At 59.7% G+C, this 22,217-nt stretch carries 26 protein-coding genes; 7 read left to right on the top strand and 19 right to left on the bottom strand.

What is annotated here, in order from left to right:
- Positions 1-10: 10 nt before the first annotated feature.
- The 9 genes from accD to EEQ99_RS23035 form a co-directional block, all read right to left on the bottom strand.
- The gene (accD, locus tag EEQ99_RS23075) at positions 11-916 is read right to left on the bottom strand and encodes an acetyl-CoA carboxylase, carboxyltransferase subunit beta (RefSeq protein WP_047615946.1); all 906 of its coding nucleotides are present in this window, start codon (positions 914-916) and stop codon (positions 11-13) included.
- Positions 917-1,053: 137 nt separating this feature from the next.
- On the bottom strand, positions 1,054-1,893 hold the full coding sequence (gene trpA / locus EEQ99_RS23070) for a tryptophan synthase subunit alpha (RefSeq protein ID WP_047615944.1): 840 nt from the start codon (positions 1,891-1,893) through the stop codon (positions 1,054-1,056).
- Positions 1,894-1,896: 3 nt separating this feature from the next.
- On the bottom strand, positions 1,897-3,117 hold the full coding sequence (gene trpB, locus EEQ99_RS23065) for a tryptophan synthase subunit beta (RefSeq protein WP_047615941.1): 1,221 nt from the start codon (positions 3,115-3,117) through the stop codon (positions 1,897-1,899).
- 2 nt (positions 3,118-3,119) lie between these two features.
- Complete coding sequence (locus EEQ99_RS23060) at positions 3,120-3,788, bottom strand: phosphoribosylanthranilate isomerase (RefSeq protein ID WP_063473891.1); 669 nt, start codon at positions 3,786-3,788, stop codon at positions 3,120-3,122.
- Positions 3,789-3,863: 75 nt separating this feature from the next.
- Positions 3,864-4,622, bottom strand: a complete 759-nt coding sequence (locus EEQ99_RS23055; RefSeq protein WP_127431156.1) for a M48 family metallopeptidase — start codon at positions 4,620-4,622, stop codon at positions 3,864-3,866.
- Between the two features lie 108 nt (positions 4,623-4,730).
- Entirely contained in the window at positions 4,731-5,165 is a 435-nt protein-coding gene (locus EEQ99_RS23050) for a DUF2852 domain-containing protein (RefSeq protein WP_063473889.1), read from the bottom strand.
- Positions 5,166-5,310: 145 nt separating this feature from the next.
- Positions 5,311-6,588 (bottom strand): polyhydroxyalkanoate depolymerase, encoded by a 1,278-nt coding sequence (locus EEQ99_RS23045; protein ID WP_127431155.1) that lies wholly within the window; start codon positions 6,586-6,588, stop codon positions 5,311-5,313.
- A gap of 204 nt (positions 6,589-6,792) precedes the next feature.
- Positions 6,793-7,635, bottom strand: coding sequence for a fumarylacetoacetate hydrolase family protein (locus tag EEQ99_RS23040; protein ID WP_127431154.1), 843 nt, complete (start codon positions 7,633-7,635; stop codon positions 6,793-6,795).
- Between the two features lie 151 nt (positions 7,636-7,786).
- Positions 7,787-8,740 (bottom strand): glutathione S-transferase family protein, encoded by a 954-nt coding sequence (locus EEQ99_RS23035; RefSeq protein WP_127431153.1) that lies wholly within the window; start codon positions 8,738-8,740, stop codon positions 7,787-7,789.
- Positions 8,741-8,910: 170 nt separating this feature from the next.
- Between EEQ99_RS23035 and EEQ99_RS23030 the strand changes: the two genes are divergently transcribed.
- The gene (locus tag EEQ99_RS23030; protein ID WP_047616089.1) at positions 8,911-9,195 is read left to right on the top strand and encodes a DUF2218 domain-containing protein; all 285 of its coding nucleotides are present in this window, start codon (positions 8,911-8,913) and stop codon (positions 9,193-9,195) included.
- Between the two features lie 46 nt (positions 9,196-9,241).
- The gene (locus tag EEQ99_RS23025; RefSeq protein WP_127431152.1) at positions 9,242-9,841 is read left to right on the top strand and encodes a nitroreductase family protein; all 600 of its coding nucleotides are present in this window, start codon (positions 9,242-9,244) and stop codon (positions 9,839-9,841) included.
- Between the two features lie 87 nt (positions 9,842-9,928).
- Here EEQ99_RS23025 and gyrB read toward each other — a convergent pair whose 3' ends face one another.
- The 5 genes from gyrB to EEQ99_RS23000 all read right to left on the bottom strand — a co-directional run bounded on the left by gyrB (position 9,929) and on the right by EEQ99_RS23000 (position 15,275).
- On the bottom strand, positions 9,929-12,364 hold the full coding sequence (gene gyrB, locus EEQ99_RS23020; RefSeq protein WP_047615921.1) for a DNA topoisomerase (ATP-hydrolyzing) subunit B: 2,436 nt from the start codon (positions 12,362-12,364) through the stop codon (positions 9,929-9,931).
- A gap of 134 nt (positions 12,365-12,498) precedes the next feature.
- Complete coding sequence (locus EEQ99_RS23015; protein WP_047615918.1) at positions 12,499-12,876, bottom strand: helix-turn-helix domain-containing protein; 378 nt, start codon at positions 12,874-12,876, stop codon at positions 12,499-12,501.
- Positions 12,873-13,439, bottom strand: a complete 567-nt coding sequence (locus EEQ99_RS23010; RefSeq protein ID WP_047615916.1) for a Smr/MutS family protein — start codon at positions 13,437-13,439, stop codon at positions 12,873-12,875. The genes EEQ99_RS23015 and EEQ99_RS23010 overlap by 4 nt, the downstream gene beginning before the upstream one ends.
- Complete coding sequence (mltA, locus tag EEQ99_RS23005) at positions 13,439-14,578, bottom strand: murein transglycosylase A (RefSeq protein ID WP_063473887.1); 1,140 nt, start codon at positions 14,576-14,578, stop codon at positions 13,439-13,441. The genes EEQ99_RS23010 and mltA overlap by 1 nt, the downstream gene beginning before the upstream one ends.
- Complete coding sequence (locus EEQ99_RS23000; protein WP_047615912.1) at positions 14,571-15,275, bottom strand: Tim44/TimA family putative adaptor protein; 705 nt, start codon at positions 15,273-15,275, stop codon at positions 14,571-14,573. The genes mltA and EEQ99_RS23000 overlap by 8 nt, the downstream gene beginning before the upstream one ends.
- A gap of 131 nt (positions 15,276-15,406) precedes the next feature.
- On the opposite strand from EEQ99_RS23000, the gene EEQ99_RS22995 reads away from it, so the two are divergent.
- A complete protein-coding gene (locus EEQ99_RS22995; protein ID WP_127431151.1) occupies positions 15,407-15,913 on the top strand; it encodes an FxsA family protein in 507 nt (168 codons plus the stop codon).
- A gap of 101 nt (positions 15,914-16,014) precedes the next feature.
- Positions 16,015-16,497 carry a protein-export chaperone SecB gene (gene secB / locus EEQ99_RS22990; protein WP_047616084.1) on the top strand — a complete coding sequence of 161 codons (483 nt, stop codon included), beginning with the start codon at positions 16,015-16,017 and terminating at the stop codon, positions 16,495-16,497.
- 66 nt (positions 16,498-16,563) lie between these two features.
- On the opposite strand, the gene dnaQ is transcribed toward secB, so the two are convergent.
- Genes dnaQ through EEQ99_RS22965 form a run of 5 tightly spaced genes read right to left on the bottom strand, consistent with a single transcriptional unit; the run spans position 16,564 to position 20,194 of the window.
- Positions 16,564-17,286, bottom strand: coding sequence for a DNA polymerase III subunit epsilon (dnaQ, locus tag EEQ99_RS22985; RefSeq protein ID WP_063473886.1), 723 nt, complete (start codon positions 17,284-17,286; stop codon positions 16,564-16,566).
- Positions 17,279-17,890 carry a dephospho-CoA kinase gene (coaE, locus tag EEQ99_RS22980; RefSeq protein ID WP_047615905.1) on the bottom strand — a complete coding sequence of 204 codons (612 nt, stop codon included), beginning with the start codon at positions 17,888-17,890 and terminating at the stop codon, positions 17,279-17,281. The genes dnaQ and coaE overlap by 8 nt, the downstream gene beginning before the upstream one ends.
- A complete protein-coding gene (locus EEQ99_RS22975; protein WP_047615904.1) occupies positions 17,890-18,747 on the bottom strand; it encodes a shikimate dehydrogenase in 858 nt (285 codons plus the stop codon). The genes coaE and EEQ99_RS22975 overlap by 1 nt, the downstream gene beginning before the upstream one ends.
- Positions 18,740-19,339, bottom strand: a complete 600-nt coding sequence (locus EEQ99_RS22970; protein WP_047615902.1) for a Maf-like protein — start codon at positions 19,337-19,339, stop codon at positions 18,740-18,742. Before EEQ99_RS22970 ends, EEQ99_RS22975 begins: the two co-directional genes overlap by 8 nt.
- 33 nt (positions 19,340-19,372) lie before the next feature.
- Entirely contained in the window at positions 19,373-20,194 is an 822-nt protein-coding gene (locus EEQ99_RS22965) for a pyruvate, water dikinase regulatory protein (RefSeq protein WP_047615900.1), read from the bottom strand.
- Between the two features lie 31 nt (positions 20,195-20,225).
- Here EEQ99_RS22965 and EEQ99_RS22960 point away from each other — a divergent pair, with 31 nt between their 5' ends.
- The 3 genes from EEQ99_RS22960 to hemJ all read left to right on the top strand — a co-directional run bounded on the left by EEQ99_RS22960 (position 20,226) and on the right by hemJ (position 22,180).
- Complete coding sequence (locus EEQ99_RS22960) at positions 20,226-20,528, top strand: hypothetical protein (protein WP_155295761.1); 303 nt, start codon at positions 20,226-20,228, stop codon at positions 20,526-20,528.
- A gap of 66 nt (positions 20,529-20,594) precedes the next feature.
- Positions 20,595-21,641: a uroporphyrinogen decarboxylase gene (hemE, locus tag EEQ99_RS22955; RefSeq protein ID WP_047615898.1), complete on the top strand. Its 1,047-nt coding sequence runs from the start codon at positions 20,595-20,597 to the stop codon at positions 21,639-21,641.
- Positions 21,642-21,643: 2 nt separating this feature from the next.
- Entirely contained in the window at positions 21,644-22,180 is a 537-nt protein-coding gene (hemJ, locus tag EEQ99_RS22950) for a protoporphyrinogen oxidase HemJ (protein ID WP_047615896.1), read from the top strand.
- Positions 22,181-22,217 lie beyond the last annotated feature (37 nt).

The raw sequence follows: 22,217 nt of genomic DNA, 5'->3' as shown, positions 1-22,217 counted from the left end.
TTATCGGTTATCAGGCGCTCGCCGCCAGAGCGATTGCGCCGCTATTCATGTTGTTCGCCGCCGAAACCGGCTTCTTCGTCAGGATCTTCAGGAGACGCGCCAGCGTTTCCGGAATATCGTGACGTTTGACGACCATATCGACCATACCATGCTCCAGCAGGTATTCGGAGGTCTGGAAGCCTTCGGGTAGTTTTTCACGCAGGGTCTGCTCGATCACGCGCTTGCCGGCAAAGCCGATTTCAGCGCCGGGTTCGGCCAGATGAATATCGCCAAGCATGGCATAGGAGGCGGTAACGCCGCCTGTGGTCGGATTGGTCAGCACAACGATATAGGGCTGGCCGGATTCCTTGAGCATGTCGACGGCAACCGTCGTGCGCGGCAGCTGCATCAGCGACAGGATGCCTTCCTGCATGCGCGCGCCGCCGGAAGCGGGGAACATAACCAGTGGGCATTTTTCAGCCGTCGCACGCTCGAAAGCCTTAACGATCGCCTCGCCGGCGGCAATGCCGAGCGAACCGCCGATAAAATTGAATTCGTGCACGACAGCCACGAGCTTCAATCCCCGCACCTTCCCGACACCGGCGAGAATCGTATCTTCCTGCTCGGTCTTGAGGCGGCTATCGCGCAAGCGATCGCTGTATTTCTTCGAATCGCGGAACTTCAGCGGGTCTTGCACGACCTTCGGCTGCGGCAGCGATTCGAACTCACCATTGTCGAAAAGATCAATCAGACGGGCCTTGGCCGGCATCTTCATGTGATAACCGGACGCCGGAATGACCCATTTGTTGCCTTCCAGATCCTTGTGGAAGACCATCTCGCCCGTTTCCGGGCACTTGATCCAGAGATTCTCCGGCACTTCGCGACGGCCCAGCATGGAATTGATCCGCGGGCGAACATAGTTGGTGATCCAGTTCAACTCGAATACTCCTGATTGACCAGAGCGGTTCAGCTTTTAACGGAAGCGGCGAACCGCTCTATCCTTTTGTACGCAATTCCGGACGGAAAACCGCTGCACAGTTTTGCGCGACATGCCTGAGTGCCAATGTGGGCAAACTATTCGGCAGCAACAAGGCGCGCCGAACGTGTTCCCGTGGAAAGGCCGCGCACCAGCGTGGCAACGGCCTGAACCGTGTCCGCCGTTGCCTTTCCGTCATTCGTCAAGCTGGTCGCGACCTGATTGACGATCGCGGTGCCGACAACAACGCCGTCGGCCGAACCGCCGATAACCTTTGCATGTTCCGCCGTCTTGACGCCGAAGCCGACGCAGACGGGCAGCTTGGTGTGCTGCTTGATGCGCTCGACAGCGCCCGAAACCAGCGACGGATCGGGCAGCGCCGAACCGGTGATGCCGTTCATCGAGACGTAATAGACGAAGCCGGAGGTATTCTTCAGCACCTTCGGCAGGCGCTTCTCATCCGTCGTCGGCGTCGCCAGGCGAATGAAATTGATGCCCTTGCGGATCGCCGGAATGCAGAGCTCGTCATCCATCTCGGGCGGCAGGTCGACGACGATCAGGCCATCGATGCCGGCGGCGAGCGCGTCGTCGAGGAATTTCTCGACGCCGTAAATATAGATCGGGTTGTAGTAACCCATCATCACGATCGGCGTCGCATCGTTGGTTTTGCGGAAATCGGCCGCCAACTGCAGCGTCTTCTTCAGCGTCTGGCCGCCTTTCAGGGCGCGCTGGCCGGCCAGCTGGATCGCCGGGCCGTCAGCCATCGGATCGGAAAAGGGCATGCCGAGCTCGATGATGTCGGAGCCGGCCTCCGGCAGCGCCTTCATGATGCCAAGCGAGGTGTCATAATCGGGATCGCCGCCCATGAAATAGGTGACAAGCGCCGGACGGCCCTCGGCCTTCAGCTCGGCAAAGCGTTTATCCATGCGTGCGGTCATGTCTTACAGTCCCATTCCCAGAATCTTGCCGACGGTGAAGATGTCCTTGTCGCCACGGCCGGAGAGGTTCATCAGGATGATCTCGTCCTTGCCCATCGTCGGTGCGCGCTTGATGACCTCGGCAATCGCATGCGAGGGCTCGAGCGCCGGGATGATGCCTTCGAGGCGGGTCAGCGTCTGGAAAGCCTCGAGCGCTTCGTGATCCATGATCGGCACATAGTCGACGCGGCCGGTGTCGTTCAGCCAGGAATGTTCGGGGCCGATGCCGGGATAATCGAGCCCGGCCGAAATCGAGTGGCCTTCCTTGATCTGGCCGTCGCCATCCTGCAGCAGATAGGTGCGGTTGCCGTGCAGCACGCCCGGTGAACCAGCGGTGATCGACGCGCAATGTTCGTCGCCCTGCAGGCCCTTGCCGCCGGCTTCGACGCCGACGATCTTAACGGAGGGATCGTCGAGGAAGGGATGGAAGATGCCGATCGCATTCGAACCGCCGCCGACGGCAGCGACGACCAGATCCGGAAGACGGCCTTCGGCCGCCAGGATCTGCTCTTTCGCTTCAGTGCCGATCACCGACTGGAAATCGCGGACCATCTCCGGATAGGGATGCGGACCGGCTGCCGTTCCGATCAGGTAATAAGTATCCTCGACATTGGTGACCCAGTCGCGGAGCGCCTCGTTCATGGCGTCCTTCAGCGTCCCGCTGCCTGCCGTCACCGGTTTGACTTCCGCGCCGAGCAGCTTCATGCGGAATACGTTCGGCGCCTGACGCTCGACGTCGGTGGCGCCCATGTAGACGACGCAGGGAAGGCCAAAGCGGGCGGCAACGGTCGCAGAGGCGACGCCATGCTGGCCGGCACCGGTTTCGGCGATGATACGGGTCTTGCCCATGCGCTTGGCAAGCAGGATCTGGCCGATGCAGTTGTTGATCTTGTGCGAGCCGGTGTGGTTCAGCTCCTCGCGCTTGAAATAGATCTTTGCGCCGCCGAGTTCGGCCGTCAGCCGCTCGGCGAAATAGAGCGGGCTCGGGCGACCGATATAATGTGCGCCGAGATGCTTCAATTCGGCCTGGAATGCCGGATCATTCTTCGCCTTGTTCCACTCGTCCTGCAGATCGAGGATCAAAGGCATCAACGTTTCGGCAACGAAACGACCGCCATAAATACCAAAACGGCCGTCTTCGTCGGGGCCGGAACGGAAGGAATTCGGTTTAGGCGTCTCGTTCACTCTCAACTCCCTGAGGCCATGACAGGCGCATTCGCCTTCTCGACCGCGTCAAAAAATTCATCGATCTTCGCGACGCTCTTCACGCCAGGCGCAGTTTCGACGCCTGAGGAAGCGTCAATGCCCGGTGCTTTGGTGATGAATAGCGCATCCGCGACGTTGTCCTTGTTCAGCCCGCCGGAAAGCATGTAGTCGACACTGCCGTCAAGCCAAGCGAGAAGGCTCCAATCAAAGGAAACACCATTGCCGCCCGGCAATTCGGAACCCTTCGGCGGCTTGGCATCGAAGAGGAAACGATCGGCGATGCCAATATAGGCCTCGACGCGCTTCAGATCGTCGGCCGTGCGCACCGGAAGTGCCTTCATAACAGGCAGACCATAGACCGCCTTTATGGTCAGCACATGTTCGGGGCTCTCGTTGCCGTGGAGCTGCAGCATGTCCGGCTTCAACAGCGATACGATCTCATCCAGTTCGTCATTGGTGGGATCAACGACGACGGCGACGATTTTCGCCTTGCCACGTGCAGGTTCGGCAAGTTTTGCCGCCAGGTCCGGCTCGATATAGCGCGGGCTTTTTTCGAAGAAGATAAAACCGATATGGGTCGCGCCGCGTTTCAGTGCGCGATCGACAGCGTCGGGCGTCTTCAAGCCACAGATCTTGATATCCGGTTTCATGGCAGCGAAGTGACACGAAATGCGGCAAGAGTCGAGCCAATTTGCATGGAAAGCTGTATTTAGCGCGGCTTTGGGCTAATCGAAATCGATGGCGTGCAACTGGCTACCATGCCGCTTCAGCCAGGATTTCGCTTCCTCCATACCTGGGCAAAGCTTCTTGCAAAGCGCCCAGAACCGCGGCCCATGATTCATTTCCTTGAGATGGGCGACCTCATGGGCGGCGAGATAATCGATCACTGCGGGCGGCGCCATGACGATGCGCCAGGAAAAGCTCAGATTTCCCTCCGACGAGCACGAGCCCCAGCGGCTGCGGGTATCCTTCATCGAGATCGAGCGGATCGGCGCCCGGATCGCTCCGGCATGCATGGTGGCCAGTCTGGCGAGATCGGCGCGCGCTTCCTTCTTGAGAAAGGCCGCGATGCGCCGTCCGACATGTTCCGGCATGCCGCTGACGCGCAGCACCGGCCTGCCGTCTATCAAAACCGCCTCCGTCAGCCCGCGCAAGCCGCCGGTATGCTGGATGTGATGGGAAACGCCGCGAAACAGAATTTGGCCGCCGTCGCGCAGGCCGGTATCGGTCGAAAACTTGGCAAGCTTGGTGAGCAACCAGCCCTGGTGGCGATCGAGGAAGGCATTGACCTCACGCGTCGCCAGGCCCTTCGGCACCGTCATCTTCAAGGCCCGGCCACCCGGTTCGATACGCAGCGTGATGCGCGTCGCCCGGTCATGCTGCTTGATGGTCAACGGCATCAGCCGGCCGGCGACGTCGAGCGTCCGCGTTTCGGGCGCAACCGGCTTTCGCGCTTTCGGCCTTGTCTTCAGAAGCGGAAACATGGCTGTTTTCTATCCGATTCGCCGCCGAATCTAAACGATTTGCCAGGCAGGCAGACATGGAAAAACCGGCATCGGAAGATGCCGGTCATCATTTGATGGTTCAGGCGTTCACGGCGTCTGATACTCAGCGACCGGGCCGTTGTCATCGCGCTTGGCGTTCTTGCGGTCGCGCATGAAGCGGTCGAACTCTTCTTGATCCTTGGCGCGGCGGAGTTCACGCATGTAAGCGTCAAATTCCTCGCGCATTTCGTCGAGCTTGCGGCGCTCTTCCTCGATCCGGTCGATCTCGGCCTTGCGCCAGTCGTCGAAGGCGACGTTGCCGGTCGAGAAGTGCGGGCGGTGCCGTCCATGCGGGCGGCGGCAGGAGGCAAAGAAGCCATCGGTCGCCTGGTTGACGTCACGCTTGAAGCCGCGCAGACGGTCGCCGAAGATGATGTAGGCAAGCATGGCAAGACCCAGAGGCCAGAAAACCATGAAGCCGAGAATCATCAGGGCAATGGTAGCCGGAGTCCAATCCGGTCGAAGCAATGCTGACTGGTTCATCGTGCGGGTATCCCTCGCTTTCCGCGCCCGGCAGGATACCGAACGCTGAAATCGATGTGGTTACCGCAATAGGTGCCTTCAAGACGATTGCCCGCGAAATCGAACAAGGCCTTGAATCCGTTTTGCTAATTCAGCTATCGCTGAATCAGCCCGTCCGACCGCCCTTGATGACACGCGGGACCGGAGGCTTAACGGCCGAACGGGAATGCTGGCGGACGAAATTGATGATGCGCGGCGCAATCTCGCGGCGGAAACGCGAACCGTTGAAAACGCCATAATGACCGACATCCGGCTGGAGATAATGCATGCGCATATCTTCGGGAATGTTCACGCAGATGGTCTGCGCCGCCTTTGTCTGACCGACCCCCGAGATATCGTCATTTTCACCTTCGACGGTCAGAAGCGCCACCTTGCGAATTGCCGCCGGATCGACGCGTTTGCCGCGATGCATCAACTCACCCTTCGGCAGTGAATGCTTGATGAAGACCTCCTCCACCGTCTGCAGATAGAATTCGGCGGTCAGATCCATGACGGCGAGATATTCGTCGTAGAAATCGCGATGTTTTTCCGGCTCGCCGTCGTTCTTCACGAGATGCATGAAGAATTCCTTGTGCGCGACGAGATGGCGATCGAGGTTCATCGACATGAAGCCCGAAAGCTGCAGGAATCCTGGATAGACCGGGCGCATGAAACCCGGCTGCGGCCAGGGCACGTTCATGATGACATTGTCGGAGAACCACTGCAGCGACCGCTCCTGCGCGAGCTTGTTGACCGCCGTCGGGTTGATGCGCGTGTCGATCGGGCCGCCCATCAGCGTCATGGACGAGGGCGACAGCGGATCATTGGCTTCCTCCATCACGGCAGCGGCTGCCAACACAGGGACGGAAGGCTGACAGACGGCGATAACATGCGTGTCATGGCCGAGGAAATGCAGCATCTCGATGACATAATCGACGTAATCGTCGAAATCGAACGTGCCTTCCGTCATCGGCACCATGCGGGCGTCGATCCAGTCGGTGATGTAGACATCCGCACTCGGCAGCAGCGCTTCGACCGTGCCGCGTAGCAGCGTGGCGTAGTGGCCGGACATCGGCGCGACGATCAGGATGCGCGGGTCATTGCCGCGGGCCGGCGGAACATTGCGGGCGAAATGCAGGAGATTGCAGAAAGGTCGCGACCAGATGATCTCTTCGCGGACGGAAACTGTCTGATCACCGACCGTGGTCTGCTTCAGTCCGAATTCCGGTTTGCCGTAGCGCCGCGTCGTGCGTTCGAACATTTCGAGGCTTGCCGCCATCGTCCGGCCGAACGGCGTGTGGGCGAACGGGTTCAGCGGATTGGCATAAGCAAACCGCATGATATCGGCCGCGGCGCGAAACGGCGCCATGGCGGCATGGTTCAATTCATAAAGCTGATAAAACATGGAAGGCGCCACCTTTCTCTATCGAAAAGATGACGCCGATTGAAAGGCATCGAGTCTTTTCGCCATGCGGGCACGTAACGCAGACTAACAGTTTTTTGTTGCACAGCAACATGGACGAGCCAGACCCACACAAGAAATGCCGCAGAATTGATCTCCGGCATCATCATCAGCCTGAAAACTTAAGTTTCTCAGCAGGAAGCGTCGTTAACGATCCGCTACGAAGGTCTGCTTCTGCGTGCCGAGACCTTCGATGCCGAGTTCGACCACGTCGCCGGCCTTGAGATAACGCGGCGGCTTAAGGCCCATACCGACGCCCGGAGGCGTACCGGTCGAGATCACGTCACCGGGATGCAGCGACATGAACTGGCTGAGGTAGGAGACGAGAAAAGCAACGCCGTAAACCATCGTCTTCGACGAGCCGTTCTGCATCTTCTGGCCGTTGACCGTCAGCCACATGCCGAGGTTCTGCGGTTGCGGAATTTCATCCTTGGTGACGAGCCAGGGGCCGATCGGGCCAAAGGTGTCGCAGGATTTGCCCTTGGTCCATTGACCGGACCGCTCGGTCTGGAAAGCGCGCTCGGAAACGTCATTGGAGACGCAATAGCCGGCGACATAATCCAGCGCTTCGGCTTCCGTTACATATTTGGCAGTTTTGCCGATAACGACGCCGAGTTCGACTTCCCAATCGGTCTTTTCCGAACCGCGGGGGATGATGACATCGTCGTTCGGCCCGACGATCGCCGATGTTGCTTTCATGAAGATGATCGGCTCGGGCGGCACGGTCGCACCGGTTTCGGCAGCGTGATCCGAATAATTCAAGCCGATGCAGATGAACTTGCCAGTGCCTGCGACGCAGGCGCCGATGCGGCCGGGGGAAAGCTCCGGAAGGCTCCTGGGATCGATCGCAGCGATCTTCGCAAGGCCTGCCGGCGTGATCGCCTCGCCGCCGATATCGGCGACATGACCGGAGAGATCGCGGATCTTGCCATCGGCATCGAGAAGCGCTGGTTTTTCACTGCCTGCTTCGCCAACACGCATCAGCTTCATGGAAATTCCTCCTCATCGAAAACGGATTTGCAACCACCTATGAACGAATTATTCATCGGTGTCATTACGGCTTTGCCGGCAAGCGGTACGGCTTTTCTGCAATTCGGATGATTTTTGCCGAAAACTGCCTCCATCCATTCGACATCATGCTTCAAAAAATTTCGGCCAGATCGGGGCCGGCAGGGACGATTTTCGTCGGATTGAGGCTTTCGACCGAATAGTAGCCGCGCTTGATGTGATCGAGATTCACCGTTTCTGCGATGCCCGGCCAATCCAGCATGCGACGGCAGAAGGCGCGCAGGTTCGGATAGTCGGAAAGACGGTGCAGATTGCATTTGAAGATGCCGTGATAGGCGACGTCGAAGCGCACCAGCGTCACGAAAAGCCGAATATCGCTTTCCGTCGGATGCTCGGCGAAAAGAAAAGGCCGGCCTTCGAATTGCGGATCGACCCAGTCGAGGCAGGAAAACACATCGGCGAAGGCTTCTTCGTAGGCGATCTGGGTGGTGGCGAAGCCGGCGCGGTAGACGCCGTTGTTGAGGGTCGGATAGATGCGATCGTTGAAAGCATCGATCTCGGCGCGCCTTTCCGCCGGGTAAAGATCGATCGGATTTTTTGCCAAGTTGCCGAAGCCGCCGTTCAGCATGCGCAGGATATCGGCGGATTCATTGTTGACGATGGTCTTTTTCCGCTTGTCCCAGAGAACCGGCACGGTGGCCCGGCCGGTGAAATCGGGTGCTGCCCTGGTATAGATTTCATGCATATAGGTTACGCCATTGACGTGATCCTGCGTCGCACCGGGATAATCACCGAAACGCCAGCCCTGCTTGCTCAGCAGCGGTTCGACGACGGAAACGGAGATGACGTCTTCCAGGCCCTTGAGTTTGCGGCCGATCAAGGTGCGCGAGGCCCAGGGGCAGATATAGGCGACATAGAGATGATAACGGCCGGCGCTGGCTTCAAAGCCGCCTTCGCCCGTCGGCCCGGCGGTGCCATCCGGGGTCACCCAATTGCGGAAACTCGAGGTCTGCCTGATGAAACCGCCCTTCTCGTCCTTGGCCTGGACGGGCTGCCAGTCTTCCGTCCATTTTCCGTTCACCAGCATGCGCAACTCTCCAATCGATTGACGAGACCGTTCATTATCCTGCTTCGACGCCAGCGTGAGGGCGCTTTTCTGGAGACAGTCTGTACACCCAAACTGCGACGATGCTGCGCTTGCCAAGCCGAGGACGCAGGAAATATGACTCCGCGATACAAGATGAAGTGGAGTTCGACATGCATCTCTCCAAGGCCGTCGTGCGGACCGAACATGCGAGCCGCTACCTGCAGCAGCTTTGCAAACACTGGAGCCACAAGTTCAGCGTCGATTTCGATCCCGTGAAGGGCCGGGTGCCGTTCAGCGATACGGCCGAGGTGACGTTTTCTGCCGACGATGCGGCGCTGACCATGACACTTTCCGTCGCCGATCCCGCGCAACAGCAAAGAATGCATGATGTCATCGACGATCACCTGAAGCGCTTCGCCTTCCGCGAGGAGCTCGACATCGTCTGGACCAACTGAGCCCGGCCCCCGATCCAAATTTTCTGCCCCGAACCCTGGAACAAGCATGACGAAGAGCAATCACCGCGAATCCGAATATCCGATCGATCCGATGTTTCTCGATCGCTGGTCGCCCCGCGCCTTCACCGGCGAAATCATCGAGGAAGCGCAGCTGCTCAGCCTGCTCGAAGCCGCCCATTGGGCTCCGTCCTCAGCCAACCATCAGCCCTGGCGCTTCATCTATGCGCTCAAAGGTTCGGAGCATTGGGAGAAATTCGTCGCATTGCTCGTCGACGCCAACCAGGAATGGGCGAGGAATGCGTCGGCCTTGATCTTCGTCGTGTCGCGCGCCTTCACCGGCGTTGCCGGCTCCGGCGAGGAGAAGCCGAGCTACACCCATTCCTTCGATGCCGGTGCGGCCTGGGGGCATCTGGCGATCCAGGCGCGGCTCTCCGGTTTCTACGCCCATGGCATGGGCGGCCTCAAACACGAGGAGATCAGGCAGGCTTTCGCCATTCCCGAGGGGTACCGGGTCGAGGCAGGCGTCGCCGTCGGCAAGCTCGCCGACAAGAGCGTTCTTTCCGAACGCAATCAGGCGCGCGAATTCCCCAGCCAGCGCAAGCCGCTCTCCGACGTCGCCTTCAACGGCCGCTTCGCTGCGAACTGACGCGAAGCCAGGGACCAAGCAGATATCCGGATAAACGAAAGCCCCGCCATCCAGGGATAGCGGGGCTTCTAATTCCTGAAATATCAATCAGATATCGAGGTTAGCGACGCTCAGCGCATTGTCCTGGATGAATTCGCGCCGCGGCTCGACTTCGTCGCCCATCAGACGGGCGAAGAGGCCGTCGGCATCGGTGGCGTCGTTGACCTTGACCTGCAGCAACGAGCGGACATTCGGATCGAGAGTCGTTTCCCAGAGCTGCTCGGCATTCATCTCGCCGAGGCCCTTGTAGCGCTGCATGGTCAGGCCCTTGCGGCCGCTGGCGAAGACCGCGTCGAGCAAGGCACGCGGGCCTGAGATCTCGACATCGCCTTCGCGCCGATGCAACGACGGCGGCGTCTGATAGATTTCCTTGAGACGTGCGGTCAGCTGGTCGATGTGACGGGCATCCGAAGAGCCGATCAACGCCATGTCGAGCACGACGATTTCCTTGACGCCGCGGACCATGCGTTCGAGGCGCAGGCCGCCATCGCTGGTCAGATCGCCCTGCCAGCCGCGCTCGGTTTCCTCGGCAATGATATCGAGGCGGCCTGCCACTTCGTTTGCCAGCGCCAGCGCCCTTGCCTGGTCGCTGACGAGGTCGGCGTTGAGCGCGCCGGCGATGGCAGCCTGTTCGACGACGGAACGATTGTAGCGCGAGTGGAGATTGTCGAGCAAAGCGCGCATGCGCAGCGCATCCAGGATGACCTCGCGCAGGTCTTGACCGGTGCGGACCTCGCCGCTGCCGAGCCGCAGTGCGGCATCTTCCAGACCCTGGCCGATCAAATATTCTTCGAGCGCCTTCTCATCCTTCAGATACTGCACCGATTTGCCGCGCGCGACCTTATAGAGCGGCGGCTGGGCGATGTAGAGATGGCCGCGTTCGATCAGTTCCGGCATCTGGCGGAAGAAGAAGGTCAGCAGCAGGGTGCGGATATGGGCGCCGTCGACATCGGCATCCGTCATGATGATGATCTTGTGGTAGCGCAGCTTTTCGACATTGAACTCGTCCTTGCCGATGCCGGTGCCAAGTGCGGTGATCAGCGTGCCGATTTCCTGGCTCGACAGCATCTTGTCGAAACGAGCACGTTCGACATTCAGGATCTTGCCGCGCAGCGGCAGGATTGCCTGGTTTTCGCGCGAACGGCCCTGCTTGGCCGAACCGCCGGCAGAATCGCCCTCGACGAGGAAGACTTCGGATTTTGTCGGATCGCGCTCGGAGCAGTCGGCGAGCTTGCCCGGCAGCGAAGCGATATCGAGTGCGCCCTTGCGGCGGGTCAACTCGCGCGCCTTGCGGGCCGCTTCGCGGGCGGCGGCGGCCTCGACGACCTTGCCAACGAGGATCTTGGCTTCGCTTGGATGTTCTTCGAACCAGGTGCTCAGCGCCTCGTTGACCAGACTTTCGACAACAGGACGGACTTCCGAGGAAACGAGCTTATCCTTGGTCTGCGAGGAGAATTTCGGATCGGGCACCTTGACCGACAGAACCGCCGTCAGGCCTTCGCGGCAGTCTTCGCCCTGCAGCGTTACCTTTTCCTTTTTGGTGATGCCGGAACTGTCGGCATAGGAAACCACCTGGCGCGTCAGCGCGGCGCGGAAACCGGCCATATGCGTGCCGCCATCGCGCTGGGGAATGTTGTTGGTGAAGCAGAGCACGTTCTCGTGATAGCTGTCGTTCCACCACATCGCCACTTCGACGGTGATGCCGTCCTTTTCGCCGCGGATGGCAACCGGCTTGTCGACGAGCGACTTCTTGGCACGGTCGAGATAGGCGACGAAGGCCTCGAGGCCGCCATCGTAACGCAGTTCTTCCTGCTTGATATCGGAATGACGCTTGTCGGTCAGCAGGATGCGCACGCCTGAGTTCAGGAAGGCGAGTTCGCGAAGGCGATGCTCTAGCGTGCCGTAATCGAACTCCGTCATCGTGAAGGTGTCGGTGCTCGGCATGAAGCTCACTTCGGTGCCGGTCTCATTCGGTGCTTCGCCCGTGACCTTCAGCGGCGCATCGGCCACGCCATGGCTGAAGCTCATTTCATGGATCTTGCCCTGGCGGCGGATCTTCAGTTTCAGCCAGACGGAAAGCGCATTGACGACGGAGACGCCGACGCCGTGCAGGCCGCCGGAGACCTTGTAGGAATTCTGGTCGAACTTACCGCCGGCATGGAGCTGCGTCATGATGACTTCGGCGGCCGAGACGCCTTCGCCGGTATGGATATCCGTCGGGATGCCGCGGCCGTTATCGGTGACCGTCACCGAGCCATCCGGATTGAGCGTGACGGTGACGATGTCGGCATGACCGGCAAGCGCTTCGTCGATTGCGTTGTCGACGACTTCATAGACCATGTGATGAAGGCCGGAGCCATCGTCGGTATCGCCGATATACATGCCGGGGCGCTTGCGCACGGCATCGAGGCCCTTCAGAACCTTGATGGAATCTGCGCCATATTCGGTGCTTACGCCGTTTTCCGTCGCGGATGTATCGCTCATTCTGTTGAGATTTTCCCTGTTGTCGTAAAGCTGCGGCGCGCCTTGCGAATCACCGGCTTTCTTCCCTCTTGTATATAGGTTTTTTGAACCCAGTTCCCATGGCACGCCCCTAAAACAGGGCATAAAACAGGGGATTATGACGCTTTTCCGTCGCCTTTGCCGCCATTTTCGAGAAGAGCCGATAGCCGGCCTATCTCCGCACTGTCAAGGCTGCGAATCCGCCGCGCCAGCCGGTTGGCAAATTCGGTATATTCGGGAGGCAGGCCTGACGTGTCGATGACGACACGCGGGTCGGATGAGCGGGCGAGCAGGAACAGTTCCTCGGCCTCATCCCAGATGATGTTGAAATAGCCGGCGATGCGCTGCAGCAGGTCGAATGTCGGCAGGCCACGCTTTCCATGTTCGAGCGCCGAGAGATAGGCGGGAGAGACGTTCAGCGCTTGCGCCATCTCCTTCTGCGAGACGCCCTTGCGCGCTCTCAGCCGGCGAACCGCCTCTCCGAAGGGTGTCATGGTCTTTCCCCATGCCGCCGCGACAGGCGAATATAGAGCGCGCCCTCGCCGCCATGATGCTGCGCGGCAGGTTCATATGACGAGATCAGGTAGCGGAATTCGGGCTTGGAGAACCAGAGCGGCACGGCCCGCTTCAGCGCGCCTTCGCTGCCCATCGAGCTGCCCTTGCCGGTGATGACAAGCACATGGCGCATGCCGCGCTCATGCGCCCGGATCAGGAAGTCGAGAAGGATGGAATGGGCCTCGCTCTGCACCAGCCCATGCAGGTCGATCCGCGCTTCGAGCGCCAGCCGGCCCTTGGCGATCTTGCGTTTGACCGGCTTTTCCAGCGGATGATGCACCCCCGCCGACGGTTTCGCCGCCGATGGTAGCGTCGGCTGCAGCGGCATGGGCGCGGCGGGTGTCTGTTTTTCCTGTTCCCGTTCGGCCGCCGCTTCGGCTTCGGCAAGAAAGGCGTCGAGTTCGGTCAGCGCGCCCGCCTTGCCGGGCATCGGCCGCGTGCTGCGGGCGACCTTGCCCCAGAGGATCCTCTCATCTGCGCTGAGCTTGCGATCCCTGGCCATCAGTCGAATCTTCCGGCGGCGGCATTGGGGATGAGGATGGCAAAATCGGCATCGTTGCGGACCGTGCCGGCACTTTCCCCAGCCATATCCCCCGAGCCGGTGAAGATGTCACCGCGCGCCGGCCCGACGATCGCCGAGCCGGTGTCGAGCGCCAGCATCAGCCGGCGGAACGGTCGACCGTGATCGAGATGGGTGAGGCTTTCGGCGCGAATGAAAAAGGGAAAACCGAACGTATGGATCATCCGGTCGACCGCAAGCGAGCGCCCGGCGAGAAGCGGCACCTTGGCGGCGGCGATCGGACCGGCCCCAGGATCGGCGGTTCGCAGGCTGAAAGCCTGCGAGGGCGCTTCCCGGAAGAAAATATAAGAGTGGTTATGCCACAGCACCTCGTCGACGCGCTCGGGATTGCGCGCCAGCCAGGCGCGGATCGCCTGCATCGAAATCTCCGCCCGATCGATCTCGCCCCTCTCGATCAGCAACTTGCCGATCGCCGAAAAAGCATGGCCGGCCTTCGCGGCATAGGTGATGCGGCCGATATGGCCATCCCGATAACGCAGGCGGGCAGCGCCCTGCACATGCACGAAGAAGACATCGACCTTCGACTTCGCCCAGGCGATTTCGAGGCCTCGGCCTTCGAGAAAACCCTGATCGATGGCGCGGCGGTCCGGATAGGCACCGATGCGGCCGTCATGCAGACGGCCGAAAGCATAGGCGCTGTCGAGCTCGGCGGGGCGATTGGCGTCGTCGAGATCGATCAGATCATCCGGGCGCCTGTAGAAAGGGAAACGGAATATTTCGTCCGGCCGCTCCGACACCTCGATGTCAGGCTCGTAGAAGGCGGTGACGAAGCCGGAATTGCCGTCCTTGCGGCGGATCAGAAAGGGTCGACAGTGCGTCTCGAAAAAGGCGCGCGCCGATGCCGGAGATGACGGACTGACATCTTCGGCGGCGACCAGAAGCGGGAGCAGGTCTTCCGAACTCAGGCCAAGCGATCCGGTGCGGTACGGTTTGACATCGCTGATTTGCCGCCGGCAGCGTCGCATGACTTCAAAAAGGCCGGAAGGATCATCATCCTTCCAGCCTTCCAGAGTGTCGAAGCTTATGGCCTGCAGGACGAAGTCCGCTGCGTGGTCACTCATGTTCCGATTCGGTCGCCACGAGTTTCCAGTTCGGGTCGCGCGAGCGGGTGTCGCGGGCAAAGGTCCAGAGGTCGTTGACCTCGGCGACGTTTTCGGCGTCGCCTTCGATCAGCACATCCGCCTTGTCGTAGGTGGCCGAAATGAGCTGGCTGATGATGCGCACGGTGATCTGCGCTTCGCTGCCCTTCGTCTCCGCATGGGTGATTTCGGCCTTGTCGATGCCGACGAAGGTGGACTTCACCTTCTCACCGCGGGCTTCGCGTTCGCCGATTGCCGCATCGAAACCGTCATAGACTTCACGGGACAGCAAGTTCTTGAGTGTTTTCCGGTCGCCATCGGCATAGGCCATGACGATCATCTCGTAAGCCATGCGGGCGCCGTTCAGAAACTCCTTCGGGCTGAAAGCGGGATCGGCCTTGTTCAGCGCACGCAGCGATTCGTTGAGCGGCGTTCCAGGCGCCGCAAAAGCATCGATGGCGGCGAAGCGATCCTCATCCTCGGTCGTCGCATCGCGCCGCGGCAGCGTTACGACTTTGCCGGCATCGGCGGCATCGGCCGGAGCCGCATCCCGCGGCGTATAGAGATCGCGCGGCGGCTTCTCATTTCCTGTGCGGCGCCCGAGCACGGAGCGAAGCTGAAAGAAAATCAGCACAGCCGCCACCAGGAAAAATAATGTGATGAAGTCGTTCGAACTCATATCGTATCGCAGCCGCCGTTAACATCTCTGATTTGTACTCCCATATAGTCCGCCTATACAGATGATTCAAATGATGGCTGGCATCTTCGCCGGCGCCAAGAGGAGACCGGCACGTCCGGGACATGACAGACATGCGTTTTTCGATCCTGCCAGCTTTCATTCTGCTGCTCCCGTTCGCCGAAATTGCCGGTTTCGTCGTCGTCGGCCGGGCGATCGGATTGTGGCTGACGCTCGCGCTCGTCATGCTGGGTTTCGTTCTCGGCGTGGTTCTGCTGCGCCGGCAAGGCATCGGTATTTTGCGCCGCATGTCGAGCGAAGGACGAAACGGGGTGATGCCTGGCCGAGATTTGCTGCGGCCGGCGATGAACGTCATCGCCTCGCTGCTGCTGATCATTCCCGGCTTCCTCACGGATATCATTGCCATCCTCATTCTCATTCCGCCGGTGCGCGATCTGGTCTGGCGGGCGATTGCCAAACGCTTCGTCGTCGTCAACGCCAAGGGCGGTTTTTCCTCCGAGCCACAACCCGATTTTCGCGACAGCAAGCCAAACTCAAAGGTGGTCGATCTCGACGAGGAGGACTATCATAGAGAGCCGGATCGCAACTCGCCGTGGTCCGGCAAGCATCTCGGCGATTGAGGCACTGCGGCTGATCAACCGCGCCAAGCGCTCAGGGTTGTAAGCCTTTCCCTGAAATGTTAGATGGCGGCACCATTCCCATGCCCCTCGAGGAAAAGCCAATGGCAGACGATAACAACAACAACGGTGCGGCCAACCCCACCCTTTCGATCCTTGCGCAATATACCAAGGATCTCTCCTTCGAAAATCCGGGTGCGCCGCGTTCGCTGCAGGCCCGCGACAAGGCGCCGACGATCAACATCAATGTGAACGTCAACGCCAACCCGCTTTCCGATACGGATTTCGATGTCGTGCTGTCGCTGAACGCCGAAGCCAAGGATGGCGACAAGACGGTCTTCCATACCGAACTCGCCTATGGCGGCGTCTTCCGCGTGGCCGGTTTCCCGCAGGAGCACATGCTGCCGGTTCTCTTTATCGAGTGCCCGCGCATGCTCTTCCCCTTCGCCCGTCAGATCATCGCCGACGTCACCCGCAACGGCGGTTTCCCGCCGCTGATGATCGACCCGATCGACTTTACGCAGATGTTCGCCCAGCGCGTCGCCGAAGAACAGGCCCGCGCCAAGGTTCAAGCCGTTCCAAACTGAGCGGATCTTTCTTCACTGAAATACGGATGCCCGGGCTGGTCCCGGGCATTTTCAATTGTGGCTGGTTCAATCGAGGTTGGCGTATTTCGCCCAGATACTTTTTTCCCCGAGCTTAGCGACGAGCGCCTCATGCGCCTGCTCCTCGGTTTGGCTGAGGCGGCTACCAAGCGGGCGGGGCCGCTCGAGCACTGCGGCAATCACTTCATCGTCATCCCCAGCCATGTCACCGCGAGCTGCCTGGTTGGATTTGCTGACCGTGCTCAGACCGAAGGCTGCCTGTCGGCCGCCGATCATCTCGATATAGACTTCGGCAAGCAGTTCGGAGTCGAGCAGCGCGCCGTGTTTGGTCCGGTGCGAATTGTCGATGCCGTAACGCCGGCAAAGCGCATCGAGCGAATTCGGCCCCATCGGATGTTTGCGTCGGGCCATCGACAAGGTATCGAGCACCCTTTCCGGCAGGATCGGCGGCAAGCCGATCCGCGCGAACTCCGCGTTGATGAAGCCCATATCGAAGGTGGCGTTGTGGGCAATCCACTTCGCATCGCCGAAAAAGGTAAGGATTTCTTCGGCGACGTCCGCAAAAGGCTTCTTGTCCTTCAGGAATTCATCGGTGATGCCGTGTACGGCGAGCGCATCCGGATGAACCTTCTGATCTCCGGGATTGATGAAGATATGGATCGTGTTGCCTGTGGGGAAATGGTTGAAGAGCTCGATGCCGCCGATTTCGATGATGCGGTCGGCGCGATTGTCGAGACCGGTGGTTTCCGTATCGAAGATGATCTCACGCATTCCGGAAATCTCCCTTGGCAATCCGCGTTTTCAGGTCGGCGACGATCTCGAGCACCCGTTCCCTCGTCTCCGCGATACTGTGACTGGTGTCGATCAGATAATCGGCCCGCCGCCGTTTTTCCGCGTCCGGTGTCTGGCGGGAGAGAATCATGCTGAATTTTTCCTCGGTCATGTCGGGACGCGCAAGCACCCTTTGACGCTGAATCTGTGGATCAGTGCTGACGACGACGATGACGTCGACTCTTTCCTCAGCGCCGGTTTCGAAGAGCAGCGGAATATCGAGCAGTACCATGTCGGCGCCAGCGGCACCTTGTTGCGCCAGAAATTCCATCTCGCGTTTGCGAACCAGCGGATGGACGATCGCTTCCAGGCGTTTAAAGCCGTCGGGATCAAGAGCGAGCTGGCGGCCAAGTTCATGCCGATCGACTGCTCCATCCTTCATCGTGCCGGGAAAGGCGGCATCCACCAGGGGCGCAGCCTCGCCGGCATAGAGATCGTGGACCACGGCATCAGAATCGTTCACCGGGATTCCGGCATCGGCAAAGAGCTTTGATGCCGTCGATTTTCCCATTCCGATGGAGCCGGTGAGACCGATCTTCAGCATCAGTGTGATTCCATATCTGCAATGATGAGCGCACGCAGTGCAGCGTCGACAACGGGACGCTGTCCGAACCATCTCTCGAATCCGGGCACGGCCTGATGCAACAGCATGCCGAGACCATCCACAATAGGAAATCCTTGCTCTTCTGCCTGTGCCAGGATCGGCGTCTTCAAGGGCACATAGACGATGTCGGTGACCACGGCATCGGCTGCAAGAGGTGAAAAATCGAGCTGGGGCGCAGCCTCGCCGTCCATGCCGAGCGAGGTGGTATTGATGAAGAGGCCGGCACCCTTCATGACTTCGGCAAGCGCCCCGGCAGGGTGGGCCTGAACACTCGGACCAAAACGGTCCGCGAGTTCACGCGCGCGTTCGACGGTGCGATTGACGACATGGATCTCGCGGAAACCACGATCCCGGACCGCCTGGATGATCGCCCGGCTGGCGCCGCCGGCACCAAAGACGACGGCTCTGCGGTGCCGGTCCCAGCCTGGATGGCGTTCATCAAGATTGGCGATGAAGCCGCGACCGTCGGTGTTTGTAGCATGCAAGACGCCATCCTCCAGCCAGAGCGTGTTCGCGGCGCCAAGTTCGCGTGACAACGCGTCCGGTTTATCGGCGAGCCGGAACGCCATTTCCTTGTGGGGAATGGTGACATTGCCTCCGGCAAAGCCGGAACTGCCGTCCTTCAGCGCACGAATGAAATCACCAAAGGCCTCGGGGGCGACTTCATGAGCGCGGTAGCTGCCTGGCAGGCCGAGCGTCTTCAGCCAATATCCGTGGATCAACGGCGAGCGCGAATGCTTGATGGGAAAGCCCGTGACAAACGCTTTCGGCCCAAATGTTTCACGTGAATCACCCATCGATCGCTCCCAGTTCTCGCAATTTTTTTAAGAGCGGCAGCATCGGTAGGCCAAGAATGGTGAAATAATCCCCCTCGATCTTTTCGAAAAGCTGGATGCCCTCTCCCTCCAACTGATAGGCGCCGACGCTGGAAAGCGCGCGTTCGCCAACCCGGCTCAGATGCCTGGCGATGAAATCCGCTGTCAGCGGCCGCATCGTCAGTTCGGCATGCGCCAGATATTCCCACAAGAGCACGCCATCGCGGACGATCGCAACGGCGCTGTTCAATCGGTGGGACACTCCCGAAAGCGCTTGAAGATGACCAGCCGCGTCGGCCATGTCCTTCGGCTTATGGAAAACGCGGTCGCCGAGCGACATAGTTTGATCCGAACCGATGACCAAGCCATCCGGAAAACGGCTGCTCACTTCCTCGGCCTTGGCTTTGGCCAGGACGAGAGCGACGGCATCCGGCTTGGCGCCAGCTTTTTCCAGAGGTACTTCGACCGCCCGTTCATCGATCCTTGCGGCATGCGCCTCGAAGGGTAGACCGGCATTTTCCATCAGCATCCGGCGAAAGGGACTCGACGATGCAAGAATGAGTTTCGGCGTCATGGGTTCCTCGGAGTGCCGGCATTTCGTCAGCGCTTAGCGCAGCTTCGGGCGCAGGGCAACGATTGCCGCGGCTGTTTCCTCGATTGAGCGGCGCGTGACGTCGATCAGCGGCCAGTTGTGACGGGCACAGAGCGAGCGGGCATATTTCAACTCCTCCGAAATCGCGGCGCGGTCGGTGTAGTGTTCGCGATCGAAGCCCTGCGTCACCCCGAGCACCCGATTTTCCCGCACCTGGGAAATACGGTCGGTGGTGGCGATCAGGCAGACGATGAGCGGTTTCGTCGCGACAAAGAGGCTCTCCGGCAATGGCACGCCGTAGACGATCGGAATGTTTGCCGTCTTGATGCCTCGGTTGGCGAGATAGATGCTGGTCGGTGTTTTCGACGTACGACTGATGCCGATGATGACGACATCGGCATCGTTATAATCGTCCGGCATCTGACCGTCGTCGTGATCCATGGTGAAATTCAGCGCTTCGATGCGCGCGAAGTAGCCGGCATTCATCACATGCTGTGCTCCGACCCGGCGGCGCGACGGGGCACCGAGATAGATCTGGAATGCATTCATGACCGGCTCCAGCACATTCACCGAGGCAACGCCCATCTCGACGCAGCGCTCATCGATCAGGCTCGCGAGCTCCCGGTCGACAATGGTGTAGAGCACAATGCCGGGGGCGTCATCGATCGCTTGGAGAACCGGCAGCAGCTGCTTGCGATTGCGGATCAGCGGATAGACATGTTCGATCGGCTGAGCGGATCTGAACTGCGCCGACGCGGCGCGGCCGGCGGAGATCAGAGTCTCTCCCGTTGAGTCAGAAATCAGATGCAGATGAAAGAAGTTCGTTCTGTTCTCCACGCTATTTTCCGCTGCCTGTTGAAAAGACTGGATGAAACAGAGCTACGGTGCCGAGGCAGCCTCCGGCAAGGGAAAACATGCCTGCTTATCCACATTTCGGATTTTGCGGATCGGTTTCGGTTGGCCCTGTGGACGATGGGGAGAAGATCGATTTCTGGAAAACTGGTCCACAGCCTATCCACAGCCACGAAAAAAATCACCCATTCCGAAGGGCTTGGAATCATTTTCAGATTCAGCTTTTCCCCGAACCTCGGAAACAACGGCGAAATCCTTCCAATGTTTTTTGCAGGTGCGCGACAAATGGCATCGGCAGTGGATGGATTTTAATCCTTGATAGACACCGACTCTAAGAAATAGAAACCTTTTAAAATATCTTTGATTTTTTATAGGGAAGAAGCGCTTGAGCGAGACGCGCCGAAAGATCATGAGGGTTCTGGATGGCGAAAGCCTCTCCCCTCCTCCTCTCTGGCTGATGAGGCAGGCGGGGCGCTATCTGCCGGAGTATCGGGAGACACGGGCAAAGGCGGGAAGTTTTCTCGATCTTTGCTATACGCCCGATCACGCCGTCGAAGTGACATTGCAGCCGATCCGCCGCTATGGCTTCGATGCAGCCATCCTGTTTTCCGATATCCTGGTCATTCCCGATGCAATGAAGCGGAACGTCCGGTTCACCGAAGGCCATGGTCCTGAGATGGATCCAATCGATGAAGCCGGGATCAGCAGATTGAATGGCGAAGAGGTTGTCGGTTATCTCAGGCCGGTGCTGGAGACGGTGCGGCGGCTGCGTGAGGGGCTGCCAGCCGAGACGACGCTGCTCGGCTTCTGCGGCGCGCCTTGGACGGTCGCGACCTATATGATCGCCGGACATGGCACGCCGGATCAGGCGCCTGCCCGCCTTTTCGCGTATCGGCATGCTCGCGCCTTCGAGCATCTGCTGATGCTGCTTGCTGACGTATCGGCCGATTATCTCGTGGCCCAGATTGATGCCGGCGCCGATGCCGTGCAGATTTTCGATTCCTGGGCCGGCGTTCTCGGTGAGAGGGAATTCGAGGCGTTCGCGATCAGGCCGGTTGCGCGGATGATCGCTTCGGTCAAATCGCAGCGACCACACGCGCGCATCATCGCTTTCGCCAAGGGCGCCGGCTACCAGCTGAAAACCTATCGCCAGAAGACTGGTGCGGATGCGATCGGTCTCGACTGGTCTGTCCCGCTGGCCTTTGCCGCCGAACTTCAAAAGGACGGGCCGGTGCAGGGCAACCTCGATCCTATGCGCGTCGTTGCCGGCGGTCGGGCGCTTGAAGAGGGCATCGACGATATTCTGCAGCATCTCGGCAATGGGCCGCTGATCTTCAATCTCGGTCACGGCATCACGCCGCAGGCCGACCCCGAGCATGTGCGTCTGCTGGTCGATCGTGTGCGTGGCGGGCGGATGCGAGGCGGGGCGTGACGATGGAGAAGCAGACCGATCGGAGACCTGGCGCTTACGCCCGGCGCCGAGCCCATTTTGCGCTGGTCTTCTTCGCGCTGATGGCGGTCGGGCTTTTCGCCTGGAACCCCGATAATCTCTATCTCTGGATCAAGGCACTGCACATCATCGCGGTCATTTCCTGGATGGCTGGATTGTTCTATATGCCGCGGCTGTTCATCTATCACACCGATGCCGAACCGGGTTCGGTGCAATCGGAAACCTTCAAGGTGATGGAACGCCGGCTGCTTCGAATCATCATGACGCCGGCGATGATGCTGACGTGGATTTTTGGCCTCTATCTCGCTTGGTCGGTCTATGGATTCCAAGGCGGCTGGCTGCACGCCAAGATCGGTCTCGTTGTGCTGCTGACGGGCGTTCATATGTTCTTCAGCCGTGCCGTCAGAGCCTTCGAGCGGGATGAAAACCGCCGCTCTGCGCGCTATTGGCGGTTCATGAACGAGGCACCGACATTGCTGATGATCCTGATCGTGATCCTCGTCGTGGTGAAGCCATTCTGAGGCAAAATCCATACTCAGGTTAAATTTGCTTCATTTT

The sequence above is a fragment of the Rhizobium anhuiense genome (genome assembly GCF_003985145.1).
Lineage (GTDB): Bacteria > Pseudomonadota > Alphaproteobacteria > Rhizobiales > Rhizobiaceae > Rhizobium > Rhizobium anhuiense.
Note: the sequence above shows the minus strand (reverse complement) of the source record. Positions and strands in the feature narration are given on the sequence as shown.